13 protein-coding genes and 1 pseudogene are annotated in these 15,365 nt (G+C 30.8%); 4 read left to right on the top strand and 10 right to left on the bottom strand.

Annotated features, from left to right (window positions below; translation table 11 throughout):
• Nucleotides 1-108 precede the first annotated feature (108 nt).
• The 4 genes from gldG to KW502_RS04615 are packed head-to-tail and all read right to left on the bottom strand — an operon-like array spanning nt 109 to nt 3,657.
• The gene (gene gldG, locus KW502_RS04630; RefSeq protein ID WP_219039371.1) at nt 109-1,788 is read right to left on the bottom strand and encodes a gliding motility-associated ABC transporter substrate-binding protein GldG; all 1,680 of its coding nucleotides are present in this window, start codon (nt 1,786-1,788) and stop codon (nt 109-111) included.
• Nucleotides 1,785-2,516 carry a gliding motility-associated ABC transporter permease subunit GldF gene (gene gldF / locus KW502_RS04625; protein ID WP_219039370.1) on the bottom strand — a complete coding sequence of 244 codons (732 nt, stop codon included), beginning with the start codon at nt 2,514-2,516 and terminating at the stop codon, nt 1,785-1,787. Before gldF ends, gldG begins: the two co-directional genes overlap by 4 nt.
• A gap of 9 nt (nt 2,517-2,525) precedes the next feature.
• Nucleotides 2,526-2,822, bottom strand: a complete 297-nt coding sequence (locus KW502_RS04620) for a putative quinol monooxygenase (RefSeq protein WP_219039369.1) — start codon at nt 2,820-2,822, stop codon at nt 2,526-2,528.
• Nucleotides 2,812-3,657 (bottom strand): SAM hydrolase/SAM-dependent halogenase family protein, encoded by an 846-nt coding sequence (locus KW502_RS04615; protein WP_219039368.1) that lies wholly within the window; start codon nt 3,655-3,657, stop codon nt 2,812-2,814. The genes KW502_RS04620 and KW502_RS04615 overlap by 11 nt, the downstream gene beginning before the upstream one ends.
• A 100-nt stretch (nt 3,658-3,757) precedes the next feature.
• Between KW502_RS04615 and KW502_RS04610 the strand changes: the two genes are divergently transcribed.
• Together KW502_RS04610 and KW502_RS04605 are read left to right on the top strand one after the other, a co-directional pair.
• Entirely contained in the window at nt 3,758-4,711 is a 954-nt protein-coding gene (locus KW502_RS04610) for a PhoH family protein (protein WP_219039367.1), read from the top strand.
• Nucleotides 4,712-4,728: 17 nt separating this feature from the next.
• Nucleotides 4,729-5,676 carry a phosphoribosylaminoimidazolesuccinocarboxamide synthase gene (locus KW502_RS04605; protein ID WP_219039366.1) on the top strand — a complete coding sequence of 316 codons (948 nt, stop codon included), beginning with the start codon at nt 4,729-4,731 and terminating at the stop codon, nt 5,674-5,676.
• 81 nt (nt 5,677-5,757) lie between these two features.
• On the opposite strand, the gene KW502_RS04600 is transcribed toward KW502_RS04605, so the two are convergent.
• The 3 genes from KW502_RS04600 to KW502_RS04590 all read right to left on the bottom strand — a co-directional run bounded on the left by KW502_RS04600 (nt 5,758) and on the right by KW502_RS04590 (nt 8,577).
• Nucleotides 5,758-6,159 (bottom strand): DUF4174 domain-containing protein, encoded by a 402-nt coding sequence (locus tag KW502_RS04600; RefSeq protein WP_219039365.1) that lies wholly within the window; start codon nt 6,157-6,159, stop codon nt 5,758-5,760.
• Nucleotides 6,156-7,253 carry a DNA topoisomerase IB gene (locus KW502_RS04595; RefSeq protein ID WP_219039364.1) on the bottom strand — a complete coding sequence of 366 codons (1,098 nt, stop codon included), beginning with the start codon at nt 7,251-7,253 and terminating at the stop codon, nt 6,156-6,158. The genes KW502_RS04600 and KW502_RS04595 overlap by 4 nt, the downstream gene beginning before the upstream one ends.
• Before the next feature lie 232 nt (nt 7,254-7,485).
• Nucleotides 7,486-8,577 (bottom strand): M42 family metallopeptidase, encoded by a 1,092-nt coding sequence (locus KW502_RS04590; protein ID WP_219039363.1) that lies wholly within the window; start codon nt 8,575-8,577, stop codon nt 7,486-7,488.
• 110 nt (nt 8,578-8,687) lie between these two features.
• Between KW502_RS04590 and KW502_RS04585 the strand changes: the two genes are divergently transcribed.
• Nucleotides 8,688-9,407, top strand: a complete 720-nt coding sequence (locus tag KW502_RS04585; protein WP_255554083.1) for a DUF4294 domain-containing protein — start codon at nt 8,688-8,690, stop codon at nt 9,405-9,407.
• Nucleotides 9,408-9,411: 4 nt separating this feature from the next.
• Here KW502_RS04585 and KW502_RS04580 read toward each other — a convergent pair whose 3' ends face one another.
• The 3 genes from KW502_RS04580 to KW502_RS04570 are packed head-to-tail and all read right to left on the bottom strand — an operon-like array spanning nt 9,412 to nt 15,025.
• On the bottom strand, nt 9,412-11,469 hold the full coding sequence (locus tag KW502_RS04580) for an OmpA family protein (RefSeq protein ID WP_219039362.1): 2,058 nt from the start codon (nt 11,467-11,469) through the stop codon (nt 9,412-9,414).
• A gap of 9 nt (nt 11,470-11,478) precedes the next feature.
• Entirely contained in the window at nt 11,479-12,411 is a 933-nt protein-coding gene (locus KW502_RS04575; protein ID WP_219039361.1) for a PorP/SprF family type IX secretion system membrane protein, read from the bottom strand.
• Between the two features lie 16 nt (nt 12,412-12,427).
• A complete protein-coding gene (locus KW502_RS04570) occupies nt 12,428-15,025 on the bottom strand; it encodes a T9SS type B sorting domain-containing protein (protein ID WP_219039360.1) in 2,598 nt (865 codons plus the stop codon).
• A 64-nt stretch (nt 15,026-15,089) separates the two neighbouring features.
• Between KW502_RS04570 and KW502_RS04565 the strand changes: the two are divergent.
• Nucleotides 15,090-15,194: pseudogene (locus KW502_RS04565) on the top strand (putative porin); the annotation flags it as partial.
• Nucleotides 15,195-15,365 lie beyond the last annotated feature (171 nt).

Raw genomic sequence — 15,365 nt, 5'->3', positions numbered from 1 at the left:
AATTTTTATTAACAGCATCTGTTTTTTTATTAAAAACATAGATGCTTGTAAATCTTTGTTTTAAGATTTCTATGAATCGGGTAGTTTTGTTTTTTTTGTTGAAAAAAGTTAGTTAACATATTTTCTTTTTCTGTAGAAGCTAAATATAAGCCCAAAAATACCTAAAAATAGAAGAGGTACTATAATATTTATCAATTGCCATTGTAGGCGTTCTGCAGCAATTCTATTGGTATTTAAAAATGCAAGTTTCACTTCTTTACTTCTTATTTTTAAAAGTCCTTTATCATCTAATAAATAATTCACTGCGTTTACTAGAAACTCTTTATTACCATAAGTAGTAGCTGTCATTGGGTCATAACCTAAAGCTTGTGGTTTACCTTTTTTAGTAGTATTTTTAATTACATCACCATCAGAAATGATAAGCATTTTATTGGCAGAAGAATTTTCTTTGTAATTCTCTGCTGGAAAAGGTAAAACCCTGTTTTTATAAACCGAAGTAAATTTACCTTCTAATAATACAGCTAAATTTTGAGGGCCAGCATTATATGAAGCAGGATCTGGTTTTTTTTGAATTACTTCTTGCAAATTAATTTGAATGGGTACCCCTTCTAATTTTGAAGATTTAGAACTCTGTAATAAAATTGTTTTATGAATATTATTTTTTAAAGTATCTATAGGATTAGCAAAATTAAACTTTACCGCTTCAATATTGTGGGTGATGGGATGATTGTTTTTAGAGACCGCCATAGGATCATAAAACCAAGGGTAAGGATTAAATTGTGTTTCTTTACCAGTACCTTTTGCTAATACAATTGGTGCAGAATATACATCGTTCACAATTTCAGGATTTACTCGAGCTCCATATTTAAAGAATAAATCGGTTAAATTTAAATCGTTATAAAAAGCTAATAATTTATTTTCATTATTAGTAAATAAACTATCTTTTTCTGCCGATACATTTTCTAAGAGCCAAAGCGATTTACCGCCACTCATAATATATTGATCAAGAACCAATTTTTCTTTTTCTGTATAGGCTTCTGTAGGTTTTGCTTCGATAATTAAATCGTATTCTTTTAATTGCTGAAGTGTTTTCTGTGGATTATTAGCTACAGAATCTAATGTAAAAGGGGCAATATAGTAGTAGTCACGAATAGACTTTACAAAATCTGCAATATGAGCATCGGCTAACTCACCATTGCCACGCATAATCGCTACTTTTTTAGAACGTTCGTTAATAAGTTTATTAAAACCATCTGAAAAAGCATATTCTAATTGTTGTACCGAGCTATTTACAATGTCTTCATTACGATCACCAATTTTCTTTTTCAGTAAATGAATTTTAACTCGACGATCTTGAAGGTTAGCAACAGCCCAAGGGAATAAAAGACTTTCGGTCACTTTTCCGTTTTCATTAACATTAAGATTTTCGGGAGTCATTCCAGCTTTATAAAAATCTGTAGCAATAGCTTGAGCTTCTCGATTTTCTTCTAACGGATTAATGAAATTGAATTTAACGTTTGGATTAAAAGCTTCATATTCTTCTAACAGATAACGTGTTTCATTTTGAAGTCGCTTAAACTCTGAAGGAAATTCGCCTTTTAGAAAAACATCGACCACCAGTGGTTCTTCTACATTGATTAATATTTCTTTAGAAGTATCAGAAAGTGTGTAACGTTTATTTTCTGTAAGATCTAAGCGTTTATAAAAACTGGATGCTAGCAGATTTAAGAGAATTAAAACTCCAAGAATCACTGCCAAAGAAATATATTTTTTGTTGTTTTTCTTCATGAGAAATAGCGTTTTAAATTCAATTTTGCTAAATAAAGAAATAAGAAGATGAAACTAGCAAAATAAATTACATCTCGAGAATCAATAATACCTCTGCTTATACTTTTATAGTGGTAACTAATGCCTAAGTATTCTAAAGCATAAATTTCTGAACCAAATAAATTAATATTAGATAAACCTTCTACGCCGTAAAAACAAAGAAAACAAATCGTAACGCCTAAGATAAAAGCTACAATTTGATTGTTAGATAACGTAGAACAAAAAATACCTATAGCTGTATAAACTCCTGCTAAAAATAACAAACCAATGTAAGAACCAATAATGGCGCCGCTATCAAAGTTAGCTGTTGAAGCTCCTAATTCACTTATGGTGTAAACGTATAATAATGTTGGTAATAAAGCTAATATCACGAGTGTTAAAGCCCCCAAATACTTACCTGCAATTAATTGATTTTGGGTAATGGGTTTGGTAAGCAGAAGTTCTAATGTACCTTGTTTAATTTCTTCAGAAAAACTACGCATAGTAATTGCCGGAATTAAAAAAATAAAAATCCAAGGCGCTAAATGAAAAAACGGAGTTAAACTCGCAAAACCAAAATCTAGAATATTAAAATCTCCCTGAAATACCCATACGAATAAACCATTGATCAATAAAAAAATACCGATTACTAAATACCCCATCGTAGATGAAAAGAAGGAGTTTATTTCTTTTAATAAAATTGCTTTCATAAAATAAGTTTAGGTAAGACTAACTAATTTATTGACACTCCAAGCTTCAGGTCTGGCATTAAATTTTATTTTGGTGGCCGCCCAAATCTCTTTAAATAGATTGGAATGTCGATAGTTTTGTAAAGCCTTATCATTTTCCCAATAACTATAAGTAAAAAAGATCGTTTTGTTTTCTTGATCTTGGTATAACTCTAAAAACTGGCAACCTTCTACACCTCTAATTAAGTGTTTTTTCTTGTCGAAAAGTAATTTGAAGTTTTCAATCTCTTCCTGTTTAAATGTCATTTTTACAATTCTAACCAGCATTAATGTCTTCAAATTTAATATTAATAGTATCTTTTAATTTTAAACCGAAAAGGGTAGAGGCGCTCCCAACTGTACTGGGGTTACTCTTATAAATGGCAAGCTCTATATAATTTGAAGCATTAAAAAGTGCCAATTTTTTACCATCTTCTTCTCGCGTTTCTTTAGGTTTATTAAAATTAATAGCGTGACTGTAACTTTCATGAATTTTAGTAAAGTTTACAGATCTTGCAGAAATTTTAAATTTTCTTCCCTTACCAATGTTTTCAAATATTTTTCGAGATATATTGGTGACTACATTCCCGTAATTATCTATATACATAACGTGACCAATAATCTGTTTTTCATCTTGATTGATAAAAGGGGAAAAGTCTTTTAATTGTTTAATTTCTGGAATGGTTTTCCCAATAACTTCTAGCGTTCCGCCGCGCGCAATATGACAGGCCACTTTTACAAAAACATCAAGTACAGGGAAATTACTTTCAATAGCATCATGAATATTAATTTCAACAATTTTTTCAGGTTTTATTTCTGAAGCAATTAAAGACATAATTCCATTATTAGCGCAGATAAAATAATGATCGTCTAATTTTAAGGCAACATGTTTATTTTCTGGAGTAATCTCAGAATCTACGCCTACAATATGAATACTTCCTTTAGGAAAGCTACTATAAGAATTTTTTATAATATATGCCGCTTCAGTGATATGAAAAGGCGCAACTTGGTGTGAGATATCAACAATATTCACCGAATCAAGTTCACTCAAAATAGCTCCTTTTACCGCAGCAGTAGAGGGATCTTTAAGTCCAAAATCTGTTGTTAAAGTGATGATTGGCATTTATAAAACTGTTAATATGTTTAAGCGGTTAAACTCTTTTTTTTACTTAAATTTGTGTTGTGCGAATTTAAAGATAAAACAACAATAAACATACCTGCTTTTGAACGAACTTATCATAGAACTTTCTGAAATAAGCCCACGCGATTTTTTTGGGCAACAAAATGCTAACATAGAGTTACTTAAGAAATATTTTCCGAAATTAAAATTGGTTGCTAGAGGTAATCAAGTTAAGGTTTATGGAGATGAAGAACTACTCGAAGAGTTTGATAAGCGTTTTACCATGCTTATGGATCATTTTGGTAAATATAATAAACTTGATGAAAATTCAATAGAACGTGTACTTACCAGCGAGAAAAAAGAAGATTACGAAACTTCTACCGCAAGTGACGAAATATTAGTTCATGGCGTTAGTGGAAAGCTTATTAAAGCGCAAACTCCCAATCAGCGTAGAATGGTAGAAGCCGTTAAAAAGAATGATATGGTTTTTGCTGTAGGTCCCGCAGGAACAGGTAAAACCTATACCGCAGTAGCTTTGGCGGTAAAAGCATTAAAAGAAAAACAAGTTAAGCGAATAATTTTAACCAGACCAGCAGTAGAAGCTGGAGAGAATCTTGGGTTCTTGCCAGGAGATTTAAAAGAAAAGCTCGATCCTTACATGCAACCGCTTTACGATGGATTAAGAGATATGATTCCGCATGAAAAATTAGAATCTTTTATAGAGAAAGGTGTCATACAAATTGCACCGATGGCATTTATGCGTGGTCGTACTTTAGATAATGCGTTTGTGATCTTAGATGAAGCACAAAATACCACTCACGCGCAGATGAAAATGTTTTTAACCCGTATGGGAAAAAGTGCAAAATTTATGATTACCGGTGACCCTGGTCAAATAGATTTACCAAGGCGTGTGATTTCTGGTTTAAAAGAAGCTTTACTGGTATTAAAACCTGTTAAAGGAGTTGAAGTTATCTATTTAGATGATAAAGATGTAATTAGACATAGGTTAGTAAAACGAATTATTTCTGCGTACAACTCAATTGAAAATATAGATTAAATACTCAAAACCAACTCATGAATACTATTAATAGTACAGATTATAAATTCCCTCAACAAACTAGTGTTTATAAAGGAAAAGTAAGAGAGGTTTACCGCTTAGATAATAATCGAGTGATTATGATTGCTACCGATAGGCTAAGCGCATTTGACGTGGTGATGCCTAAAGGAATACCTTATAAAGGTCAAATCTTAAATCAGATTGCTACAAAAATGATGAAGGCGACAGAAGATTTAGTCCCTAATTGGTTAGAGGCAACACCAGACCCTAACGTTGCAGTAGGGCAATTATGTGAACCTTTTAAAGTAGAAATGGTGATTAGAGGTTACATGGCAGGTCACGCGGCTAGAGAATATAAAACTGGTAAAAGAGAACTCTGCGGGGTAACACTTCCAGAAGGGTTAAAAGAGAATGATAAATTTCCTTCTCCTATAATTACACCAGCAACGAAAGCCGAAATGGGTGATCACGATGAAGATATCTCTAGAGAAGATATCTTAAAACGCAGTATTGTTTCTGAAGAAGATTATAAAGTATTAGAAGACTACACACGTAAACTTTTTGAACGCGGAACTGAAATTGCAGCTAAGCAAGGATTAATTTTAGTAGATACAAAATATGAATTTGGAAAAAATGCTGAAGGAAAAATTGTATTAATCGATGAAATTCATACGCCAGATTCTTCTCGTTATTTTTATGCCGATGGTTACCAAGAACGTCAAGATAAAGGCGAAGCTCAAAAACAACTTTCAAAAGAATTTGTGCGTCAATGGTTAATCTCTAAAGGCTTTCAAGGAAAAGAAGGACAAGAACTTCCTGAAATGACAGACGAATACATCAACTCGATTTCAGAACGATATATTGAGTTATATGAAAATATTACTGGAGAAAAGTTTGAAAAAGCTGAAATTGATAATATTGAAAATAGAATTCAAAATAATGTATTAGCTTATTTAAATAAATAGCAAGTAAGCTTAAATTATTAATGATACTAAAACACCCGACTTCAAAAGTCGGGTGTTTTAGTATAAAATCTTTGATGAAAATTATTCTAAGACTTCGCTAATCTCTAAAGGGGTAATGGGAGTTTTAGATCGATATTTTGTATTGTAATCTTCATCTATAACAATTACCAAGAAATCTGTATTGTCTTGTTGTAAGTTTTGATAATTTCCAAATTTCATTAACCTATCATTTTCTTGATGAAAAAAAGATTCCACACTTTCTGGAGTTATTAAGTAAGGCTGAATATTACGTTCAGCAAAAAACTTTCTTCCATTTTCAAAAATATCATACTGCTTTTGTACATCTGGTAAATTTTTATCAGAAGTGACTACAATTACAAAACCTGGGTTGGATTTATGTTCGGTTGGATTTCCATATAAAGGTTCTTGTGCATAAATAAAACTACTGAAGGTAATGCAGAGAATTAGTAATAAATTTTTCATTTCTTTTTTTCTTTTAGGTTAATTTTAAAATTCTCCATGAGTTCGAGAACTACTTTTTCGGTATTAGAAAATAAGGAGGTAGAATTTTTGGTAGCTTCTTCATCTACTTTATCAAAATATTCTTGAATTTTTCCATCTTGGTAGTATTCAGTAACTACAGGATGTACATAATAATTTTTACAAACAGATCTGGTATTGCCTAAGCCTTCTGCAGCTTCATCTAAGGCAGCAATTAAATTTTTGTCTTGTTGTTTTTCTTTATCTGTATAGCCTAAATCTCGTAAGGCTTCAAAATAAATTTTTGTAGCTGCCCAAGTTCTAAAGTCTTTAGCTGAATAATATTCACCACAAATATTTTGAATATATTCATTAATCATTCCGCTATCAATAGAATTTTTTTGACCATCTTCATCATAATATTTAAAAAGTTCCCACCCAGGTATTTCTTCACATTCATTTACCAGCTCAATTAAATCTTTATCGGTAACATTAATATGATGTTCTTTTCCTTTCTTACCAATAAAATTGAAGGTTAAAATATCTTCACTCAAATTTACATGGCGTGATCTTAGCGTAGAGAGACCGTAGGTTTGATTTTTTTTAGCGTAGTAATGATTGCCAATTCTAATATGTGTTTCTTCCATTAACCTTACCACCAGTGCTAAAACTTTTTGCTTAGGCATTCCCTCTAGTTCTAAATCTTTATCGACCTGCTTTCTTATTTCAGGAAGTTTTTTACCAAAAGATGACATTTTAAAAAACTTGGTTTGATTTTTAAATTTAGACCACAAGTCATGGTAACGATAAACTTTTCTATTTTTATCATCTCTCCCAACAACCTGTAAATGTCCGTTGGTTAGGTGTGTAATTCTTACTTCATTCCAAGCGGGTGGTATCACTAATTTTTTAAATCGCTCTAGAGTATTTTTTTGAGTAATCTTTTTTTTATTCTTATCAGTATAATAAAAACCTTTTCCATGTTTATGACGTTGGATAGTGAGTTGGTGGTCTTGTATGTAAACAAGATTAGCAAGCGCAGCAAATTCTTCAGGATGCTGTGTAATTTTTTCTATTTTTTCGGCAGTTAAATTCATAGGTCATTTAGAAATCACCAATAAATTTAGTTAAGAATGCTAGTTAATAGGTATAACAAAAAGTGAATGTTTTAATAAAAACCTGCTAATTAGCAATATTTAAGGTTTTGTTGAACTGATTTACGGTTTTAAAAGGTAGAGAGTTATCATAACTTATGTTTTATTCATAAATGATTCTATAAATAAAAAGCCTTCCAAAATTGGAAGGCTTTTTATTTTGATAAGCTTCATCTTATTTAAAATAGCTGAAGGTTTCTCCATTTTTAATCTGAAGTAAACTTTCGTAAATTAATTTAATTACATTTTCGACATCATCACGGTGTACCATTTCTACCGTTGTATGCATATAACGTAAAGGAAGTGAAATTAAAGAAGAAGCAACTCCGCCATTGCTGTAAGCAAAAGCATCGGTATCTGTACCTGTCGCTCTACTTGCTGCTAAACGCTGAAATGGAATTTTATTTTTTTCTGCCGTTTCTATAATCATTTCTCTAAGATTGTTTTGTACCGCTGGTGCGTAGCTAATTACCGGCCCGTCACCAATTTTAGTTTCTCCTTCTTTCTTTTTATCGATCATTGGAGTAGTGGTATCATGACAAACATCTGTAACAATGGCTACATTTGGTTTAATGGTTTGAGTAATCATTTCTGCACCACGCAAACCAATTTCTTCTTGAACAGAATTGGTGATGTAAAGACCAAAATCTAATTCTTTATCATTTTCTTTTAAAAGGCGAGCAACTTCAGCAATCATAAAGCCACCCATGCGGTTATCTAAAGCGCGACAAACAAATTTATTTTCGTTTAAAACAAAAAACTCATCTGGGTAAGTAATTACACAACCCACGTGCACGCCTAATTTTTCTACTTCTTCTTTAGAAGTACAGCCTACATCAATAGTGATGTTTTCTATTTTTGGGTGTTCTTCATTACTTTTATCACGGGTATGAATGGCTGGCCATCCAAAAACACCTTTTACAATTCCTTTTTTAGTATGAATGTTTACACGTTTAGAAGCGGCAATCATATGGTCGCTACCTCCATTTCTAATCACGTGAATTAATCCGTTATCGGTAATATAATTTACATACCAAGAAATTTCATCAGCATGACCTTCTATGACTACTTTAAATTTCGCATCAGGATTAATAACCCCTACGGCAGAACCGTAAGTGTCGGTAATAAATTCATCTACATAAGGCTTTAAATAATCCATCCAAAGTTTTTGACCTTCACTTTCATAACCGGTAGGAGCCGCATTATTGAGGTAGGTTTCTAAAAATTCGAGAGATTTTTCGTTTAGGATACTATTTTCTGACTTCATTTAATTTCTAATTTGCTACGAAAATAAGAATTCTTATTGATTTAATTAATAATGATTAATTTTGGAATGGTTTTAGTTTCATTATAGTGTAAAATATAGAATTAGTTAGCTTGAATAAAATTTTACTCATATTACTCTTTTTACTAGGGCTACATGCTCAAGCTCAGGTACGTCACCAGTTGATGAGGTCTAAAGCTGTAATTAAAACTTCTGAAGAAAAGAAAGTTAAAGATACTTTGGTAGTAGATTCTTTAAATGAAAAAAAATTGATGGTGATCGATGACCAAGTGATGGAAGCTATTGACTTGGATGAGGTTTTTTTAGTAGGTCCGTTTAAGTTTAAAAATAGATATGAACGTAGAAGGTATTTAATACTACAAAAGAAAACGCGACACGTTTGGCCGTACGCGGTATTGGCATCACAACGATTAACTGCGCTTAATGAGAGATTGAATAGCATTGAATCTAAATCGAAAAAGCGAAAGTATACTAAAATGGTTCAAAATTATATACAAGATGAATTTACAGCCGAATTGAAAAAGCTTACCAAAACTGAAGGGCAAATTTTAGTAAAACTTATGTATAGACAAACCGGAATTACGACTTTTGATATCGTGAAAGATTTAAAAAGTGGTTGGCGTGCCTTTTGGTATAATACAACTGCAAGCTTATTCAATATCTCATTGAAAGAAGAGTTTCATCCAGAAGAAGTCGAAGAAGATTTTCTTATAGAACATATTTTAAGAAGAAATTTTCAAAAAAATCATCTAGATAAACAAGAACCTGCTATAGAGATTAATTTCTTAAAAGCAGTAGAGAAGTGGCAGTAAGGTTTTATTTAGTAAAAGCTTTAATGATAAATTCACACCTTCTGTTAATCTCATGTTGCTCTTCTGTACAAGAATCTTCTGTTTTACAAATTATAATGGGTTGTGTTTCTCCATAACCTACAGCTTGAAGTCTATTTAAATCTATTCCATTCTCATTAAAATATTCTAGTACTGATTCAGATCTTTTTTGAGATAAATCTAAATTGTATTTATTGTTTCCTCGCATATCGGTATGAGTTCCAATTTCAATTTTCATTTCTGGATATTTTTTTAAGAGGGAAATAACTTTTTGAAGTGTTTTACGAGACTCTTTTCTAATATACCATAAATCATAATCAAAATAAATAGGTTCAGTTTTTATAACTGTTTTTTCTTTTTTTTCAACAATACTAGGTTCTTGTTGAATAATTCGTTTGATTAGTTTTTGCTTTTCTTGATGCTTTTTTTGTTGTTTTTTGAGCTGCTGCTGGTGTATTTTTTCTTTTTCTTGTTGTAATTTCTTCTCTTTTTCTTGAGCTATTGCTTTTTCGCTTAATAAATACAGGTCTTTAGCGTGTTCTTTTTTACGTTCAGATAAAGTATTAAAACTTTTACTGTCATTAGAAAATCCAGTTTTATTTGCAGATAATTGAAAAGATGAATTGCAATTAATTTTGAATGAAAAACTACCTGTTTTGTCTGTTATTAAACTATCTATTATAATTTCATTTTCTTTTAAAAAAACTTTTGCATTAGCTAGTAGTTCTTGGGTTGTTTTGTTGAAAATATTTCCTTTTAATAATTGGTAGCAATCTTCGATAATTAAAGGTTTAATTTCATGAATTTGATAAACATCATCATTCCCTTTACCCGAAAGTCTATTAGAAGAAAAGAATCCATCTTTTGTAATCGTATTAATGTAAAACGCAAAATCATCATAACCAGAATTAATAGGTAATCCTACATTATCAGGTTTTTCAAATCCGTTTTCTGAAGTTTTAGCAATAAAAACATCTAACATTCCAAAACCAGGATGACCATTAGAAGCGAAATAAAGATTCCCTTGATGATCAATAAATGGAAATTGCTCTTTTTTAGAAGTATTAATTAAATTTCCTAAGTTTTTTGGATTTAGATAATTAGTAGTATTTACTGAATAGAGATCAAAACCTCCAAACCCTCCCGGTTTATTAGAAGCAAAATAGAGTGTTTGACCATCTTGACTTAATGCTGGATGCTCACAAGAATAATTTTTGTTATTAAAAGGTAATAAGGTAACGTTTATCCATTTTTTATTTTTTAATTCTGCTTTGTAAATCTGGAGCTGAGTAACCTTGGCGGTATCTCTTTCTGTTTTATGATTTAAGTAACTATTTCTAGTAAAAAATACTGTTTTTCCATCTTTTGTAAACACGGCATTGCTTTCATGAAATTTGGTCGATAATTCTTCTGCAAAAAGTTTAGGCGAACTATTTTCTAAACTGTCTAATGGGATAGCGTAAAGATTTAAGTAAGGAAGGTTATTCCAATAATATAGTTTAGAAAAAAGACCCTTTTCTTGTTTTGTTGAAGAAATGAGAAGTTGATCTTGATAAATTCCGCTGAAAAATTCAGATTTATCCGTATTTAATTCTAAATTTTTCAGCGAATAGCGATCTCCAATTGCTTTTACGTTTTCTAAATACACTAGTGACCGCAGGAAATCGGTTTTTTTAGAAGCTTCAAGTAAATGTTCTTGATATAAATTATTGGCTAAATCATTTTTTTGAAGTGCCTTTAAGGTTTGATAGTAATAGAAAATATGCTTTTTATCCAAGATTTCCCCTTTCTTTTTAAAAAGCACGCGGTACCATTTTTCTGCTTTTTTTAAATCGAAAGTAAAAAAATAGGCATCTGCTAAATTTTGTATTGTTTCAGCAGAAGAATTGTAACTTATTACTTCTTCATAAAGTGGAATGGCTTTAGCGTAATAGGTTCTCGCAAAATATTTATCTGCTTTTTTGGTAGAAAAGTCTTGTGCATTTCCCAAAAATGAAAGAAAAAAAGTAGCAGTGAATATTATATATAGAAAATTTTTTTTCATAGAAAATTTTTAAAAAAATCGCGGTGATTTATGATAACCTTTAGATAGGTCTAAATTATACAGTAGAAAAAATTCATGTGTACCCGAAGTGAAATTTCCTAGATTGGTGGTGGTATAATCGTAAGCATATCCAAATTTTAAATTAGTAGTAATCCCTATGCTCATTAAAGCGCTAATAGAATCGTCATATCGGTAAGAAACCCCTGCTTCAAATCTGTCTAGATATAAAAAATTGGCAGAAATATCAATCATAGAAGATGCGCCATTTACAGTTCTTAATAAAAATGATGGTTTTACTTTTAAACTTTGAGAAACTTTAAAAACATATCCTCCTGTTAAATACATATGAATTTCTTCACCTCCAATACGCTGAATATGATTAGCATCTTTTAAATGTTTACTTTTTAAAAAATTAGGAGTAGATAAACCTAAGTAATAATTTTTAGAGAATAGAAATGCTCCTGTGCCTAAAGTAGGGTAGGTCTGATGAATATTTTGACTAAAAGCAGGATCGGTACTTGTATTTCCGCTTTCTAATCTAAATCTTGAAAAATCTGTATCTAAAAAAGTAGCTCCAGCTTTAAGTCCGAAAGAAATTTTGATAGTTTTTGAAACTTTTAAAATATAAGCTAAATCTGCGGTGACATTATTTTCTTTAAGTGCGTTTTCTCCTATTTCATCATTCACAAAAGAAATACCTGCTTCTAATTTACTACTTAATGGTAAATGCGTGAAAAATGAATAAGTAGTTGGATTGCCAATAACATCTACCCATTGTTTACGATAAAAACCGCCAAAGTATATTGTTTCTGGACTATTATTTACATATCCTGGATTGATAATTTTCATATTATACATATAATGAGTAAACTCAGGATCTTGTTGACAGAATGCATCTAAATAGCAAGAGAAAATTATGAGAATGAGTAATTTTATTTTCATTTACGATATTTTAAAATTATCTATTTAAGTATAGTCTTCCCTGTTGAGGTGAGATGTTATTTTTATTGAATTTTACTATGTAAAAGTAGATTCCATTAGGGACGACACCATCAGATAGTACAAGGTTACTTTCTGCTTCTCCATTCCAAAATGGATGATCGATGTCACCTTGATATAAAAGTTTACCATACCTATTATAAATCTCGAACTTATAATCGGGATATATATAGTTAATATCTGGTATCCTAAAAACGTCATTAATACCATCATCGTTTGGAGAAAAAGCATCTGGAATAAAGAAATCGTATTCGTTATCACATTCAACTAAAGAGACATTTACTTCTAATACCTCTTTAGCTTCACAACTGGTAACAGGATCATAGGTATAACCAAGATAAGTTTGATTTTCATCGAGAAGAGTACTTTCTGTAAGTAAATTTCCATTTTGATCATACCATTCTATAGGGTATTGATTAAATTGAGAAGTATTTTTACTTAAATCTAAAATAGTGGGTTCATCAACTCCACAAAAATCTTCACCTTGAGGAATTAAAGTAGCAGGAGGAATTTCATTAATTACAACGTTAACTGCAGTTTTATTAGAGTAGCAGCCATTGGAGTTAATTACTGCCACCCAGTAAGTTCCGTTAATTAGTGGTGTTTCAGGCTGTAAACTAGTTTGACTATTTTGGGAAGTATACCATAAATTTGTAGCTTGATTAGGTATAAGGTCTGATGCTTTGGCATCGTTAACCTCACAAAATTCTTGTAAGGGTGTAGCATTTGGAGCATCGGGTAGCGGTAATACCTCAAAAGTTAAATTAATAGTTGTGGTTATTGTACATGAAGTAGCTGTATTTATTAATTCATTAATAATAAGAGTAGTTGTACCTGAATTGGTAATTAAGTTTGCTGGAATTACTAAATCTCCAAAATCATTATTTATAGTTATCGTTTCGGTTTGTGATGAAGTTGAATTGGCTCCACTTAAATAACATTCAATTTCTAATTGATTAATTCCTGTTAGATTACTTAATTCAATTAGAGCATCGTCACCCAAGCAAATATCATTAACAAATATGGTAGGTTCAGGAGTATCAAAGATTCTAAAATCCATTTTTAAATCTGTAGGAGTAGTTATGCAGCCGTCTGACGTTGTAATTTGTATAATTTCAAATTGGTGTAAACCGGCATTTGAGAATAAATTTTCTGCAATTTGAAAATTTGAAGATCCATTTACAAAATTGAGAGTAGCAGTATTATTTACACTATTAGCACCAGTAATAGAATAATCAATGATTAAATCTCCACTAAAATTATTATTTGTAATTTCAAAATTAATGAGAAGATCATTACCAAAACATATATTTGGAATAGCGAGGTCTATATCTTCTTCAAAAACTGAAAATATTTCAAAAGTACTTTCGAGATTATATTCAATTTCACAAATAAGTTCATCTGGGTCATTAATACTTGCAATATCTATTACTTCTATAGTGTATATTCCTGGCGTAGGATCAAAAGCATTTGGTAGGTTAAAAGTTTCAGGATTATTAAAGGAAATTTGAGCGGTTTCTTCATTTAGACTAACAGGGCCATTTATATTATAGATAATATTAAAAGTATTGCTGGGTAAATCATTTAAGTTTGGGAGGTTAAGAATTTGAGCTTGAAGCGGTATAGCTATATCGTTTTCGCAAAAAGAATTTACCACTAAGTTCGCTCCAGAAAAATCTAATTTTCTTTTAATTTTAATAACTATACTTAATACTTGATAATCACATATAGGATGACTAGGAATGGCCGTATAACTGAATGTATACTCACCATATCCAAAATTATTAAAAATATTTTGTACATCTACAATTGTATCTTCCTCATCAATTTCATTAGTGCCAGAGTTGTCAGACCAGTATCCATTCGATGGTGATGCAGGTAAATAATTATTTAAATCTATATCTTGTTGATTAGTAATTTCTTCTAAACCACAAATTACGTTTTCAATAACATTAGAAGATGGAGTAGGAAGGGGGTGTACTGTTAATTCTACCGTAATTGTATGCATTGCACATGTACCTATTGCAGATACATTATAAGTAAATGTATAGGTGCCAATACCTTGTATGGTAGCATCGTAAATGTTATCTGTTAATGCTCCAGTATTACTCACATCTATCCATTCACCATTTAAATGCGGATTAGGATTATTACCTGTAAATTGAAATAAGTTCACAGCAACATCATTTTCACATGCATTAGCAATATAATTGTCTTCACCAGCATAACCGCCTATAATAAGTGTTAATGTTGCTGAAGTATTAGAACAACTAGAATTAGTTAAATTGTATGTAAATGTAAATACACCACTCTGATTTATTTGCCAAATATTAATCTCATTTTGATTACTATTAGTATAAACCCCTAAATTATCATTATCAACCCAAGTTCCTCCACTATCAGGATTGCCATTTAATACATTAAAAAGGTTGAAATTTTGATTGCTTGAATTTGCATAATCACAAATAGTAATAGTCGTGTCTTGTCCTGCACATTGAGCATATGCAGCAATATTTATAAATAACACTATAATCAATAGAGTGTAAGTTTTAATCATGGTAACGGTTTACGTATATGTACAAATATAGTATATTATTTAACTTAGCCAATTAAAGCTAGAGAATGTTATTTTCTTACTTGATGATAATAATAATTATGTAGCTCCTTCACAACCTTACCGAGATTTTGTGGTTAGATTTGGTATAGTGTGGGATTTATTTCTGTAAATAAAAACATTTATGTTGCTGAAAATTTGCTATTTACGTGCTAAATTAAATAAAAATTAAGAAAACATTAAAAAAAGTTTGTTTAGGGAAGAAAAAGAGGTGTATATTTGCATCCGCTTTTAGAGATAGAAGTATGTTCATTGAGAGTGTAGTTTGGGTTTAGATTAAGTT

The sequence above is a fragment of the Mesonia aestuariivivens genome (assembly GCF_019311235.1).
Lineage (GTDB): Bacteria > Bacteroidota > Bacteroidia > Flavobacteriales > Flavobacteriaceae > Mesonia > Mesonia aestuariivivens.
This window is presented reverse-complemented; position numbering and strand designations above follow the sequence as displayed.

Coding starts and splice junctions, on each gene's coding strand:
- KW502_RS04590 (WP_219039363.1), bottom strand. CDS start 8,577: ATGAAGTCAGAAAATAGTATCCTAAACGAAAAATCTCTCGAATTTTTA.
- KW502_RS04600 (WP_219039365.1), bottom strand. CDS start 6,159: ATGAAAAATTTATTACTAATTCTCTGCATTACCTTCAGTAGTTTTATT.
- KW502_RS04620 (WP_219039369.1), bottom strand. CDS start 2,822: ATGCTGGTTAGAATTGTAAAAATGACATTTAAACAGGAAGAGATTGAA.
- KW502_RS04570 (WP_219039360.1), bottom strand. CDS start 15,025: ATGATTAAAACTTACACTCTATTGATTATAGTGTTATTTATAAATATT.
- KW502_RS04580 (WP_219039362.1), bottom strand. CDS start 11,469: ATGAAAAAAAATTTTCTATATATAATATTCACTGCTACTTTTTTTCTT.
- gldG (WP_219039371.1), bottom strand. CDS start 1,788: ATGAAGAAAAACAACAAAAAATATATTTCTTTGGCAGTGATTCTTGGA.
- gldF (WP_219039370.1), bottom strand. CDS start 2,516: ATGAAAGCAATTTTATTAAAAGAAATAAACTCCTTCTTTTCATCTACG.
- KW502_RS04575 (WP_219039361.1), bottom strand. CDS start 12,411: ATGAAAATAAAATTACTCATTCTCATAATTTTCTCTTGCTATTTAGAT.
- KW502_RS04605 (WP_219039366.1), top strand. CDS start 4,729: ATGAATACTATTAATAGTACAGATTATAAATTCCCTCAACAAACTAGT.
- KW502_RS04595 (WP_219039364.1), bottom strand. CDS start 7,253: ATGAATTTAACTGCCGAAAAAATAGAAAAAATTACACAGCATCCTGAA.
- KW502_RS04615 (WP_219039368.1), bottom strand. CDS start 3,657: ATGCCAATCATCACTTTAACAACAGATTTTGGACTTAAAGATCCCTCT.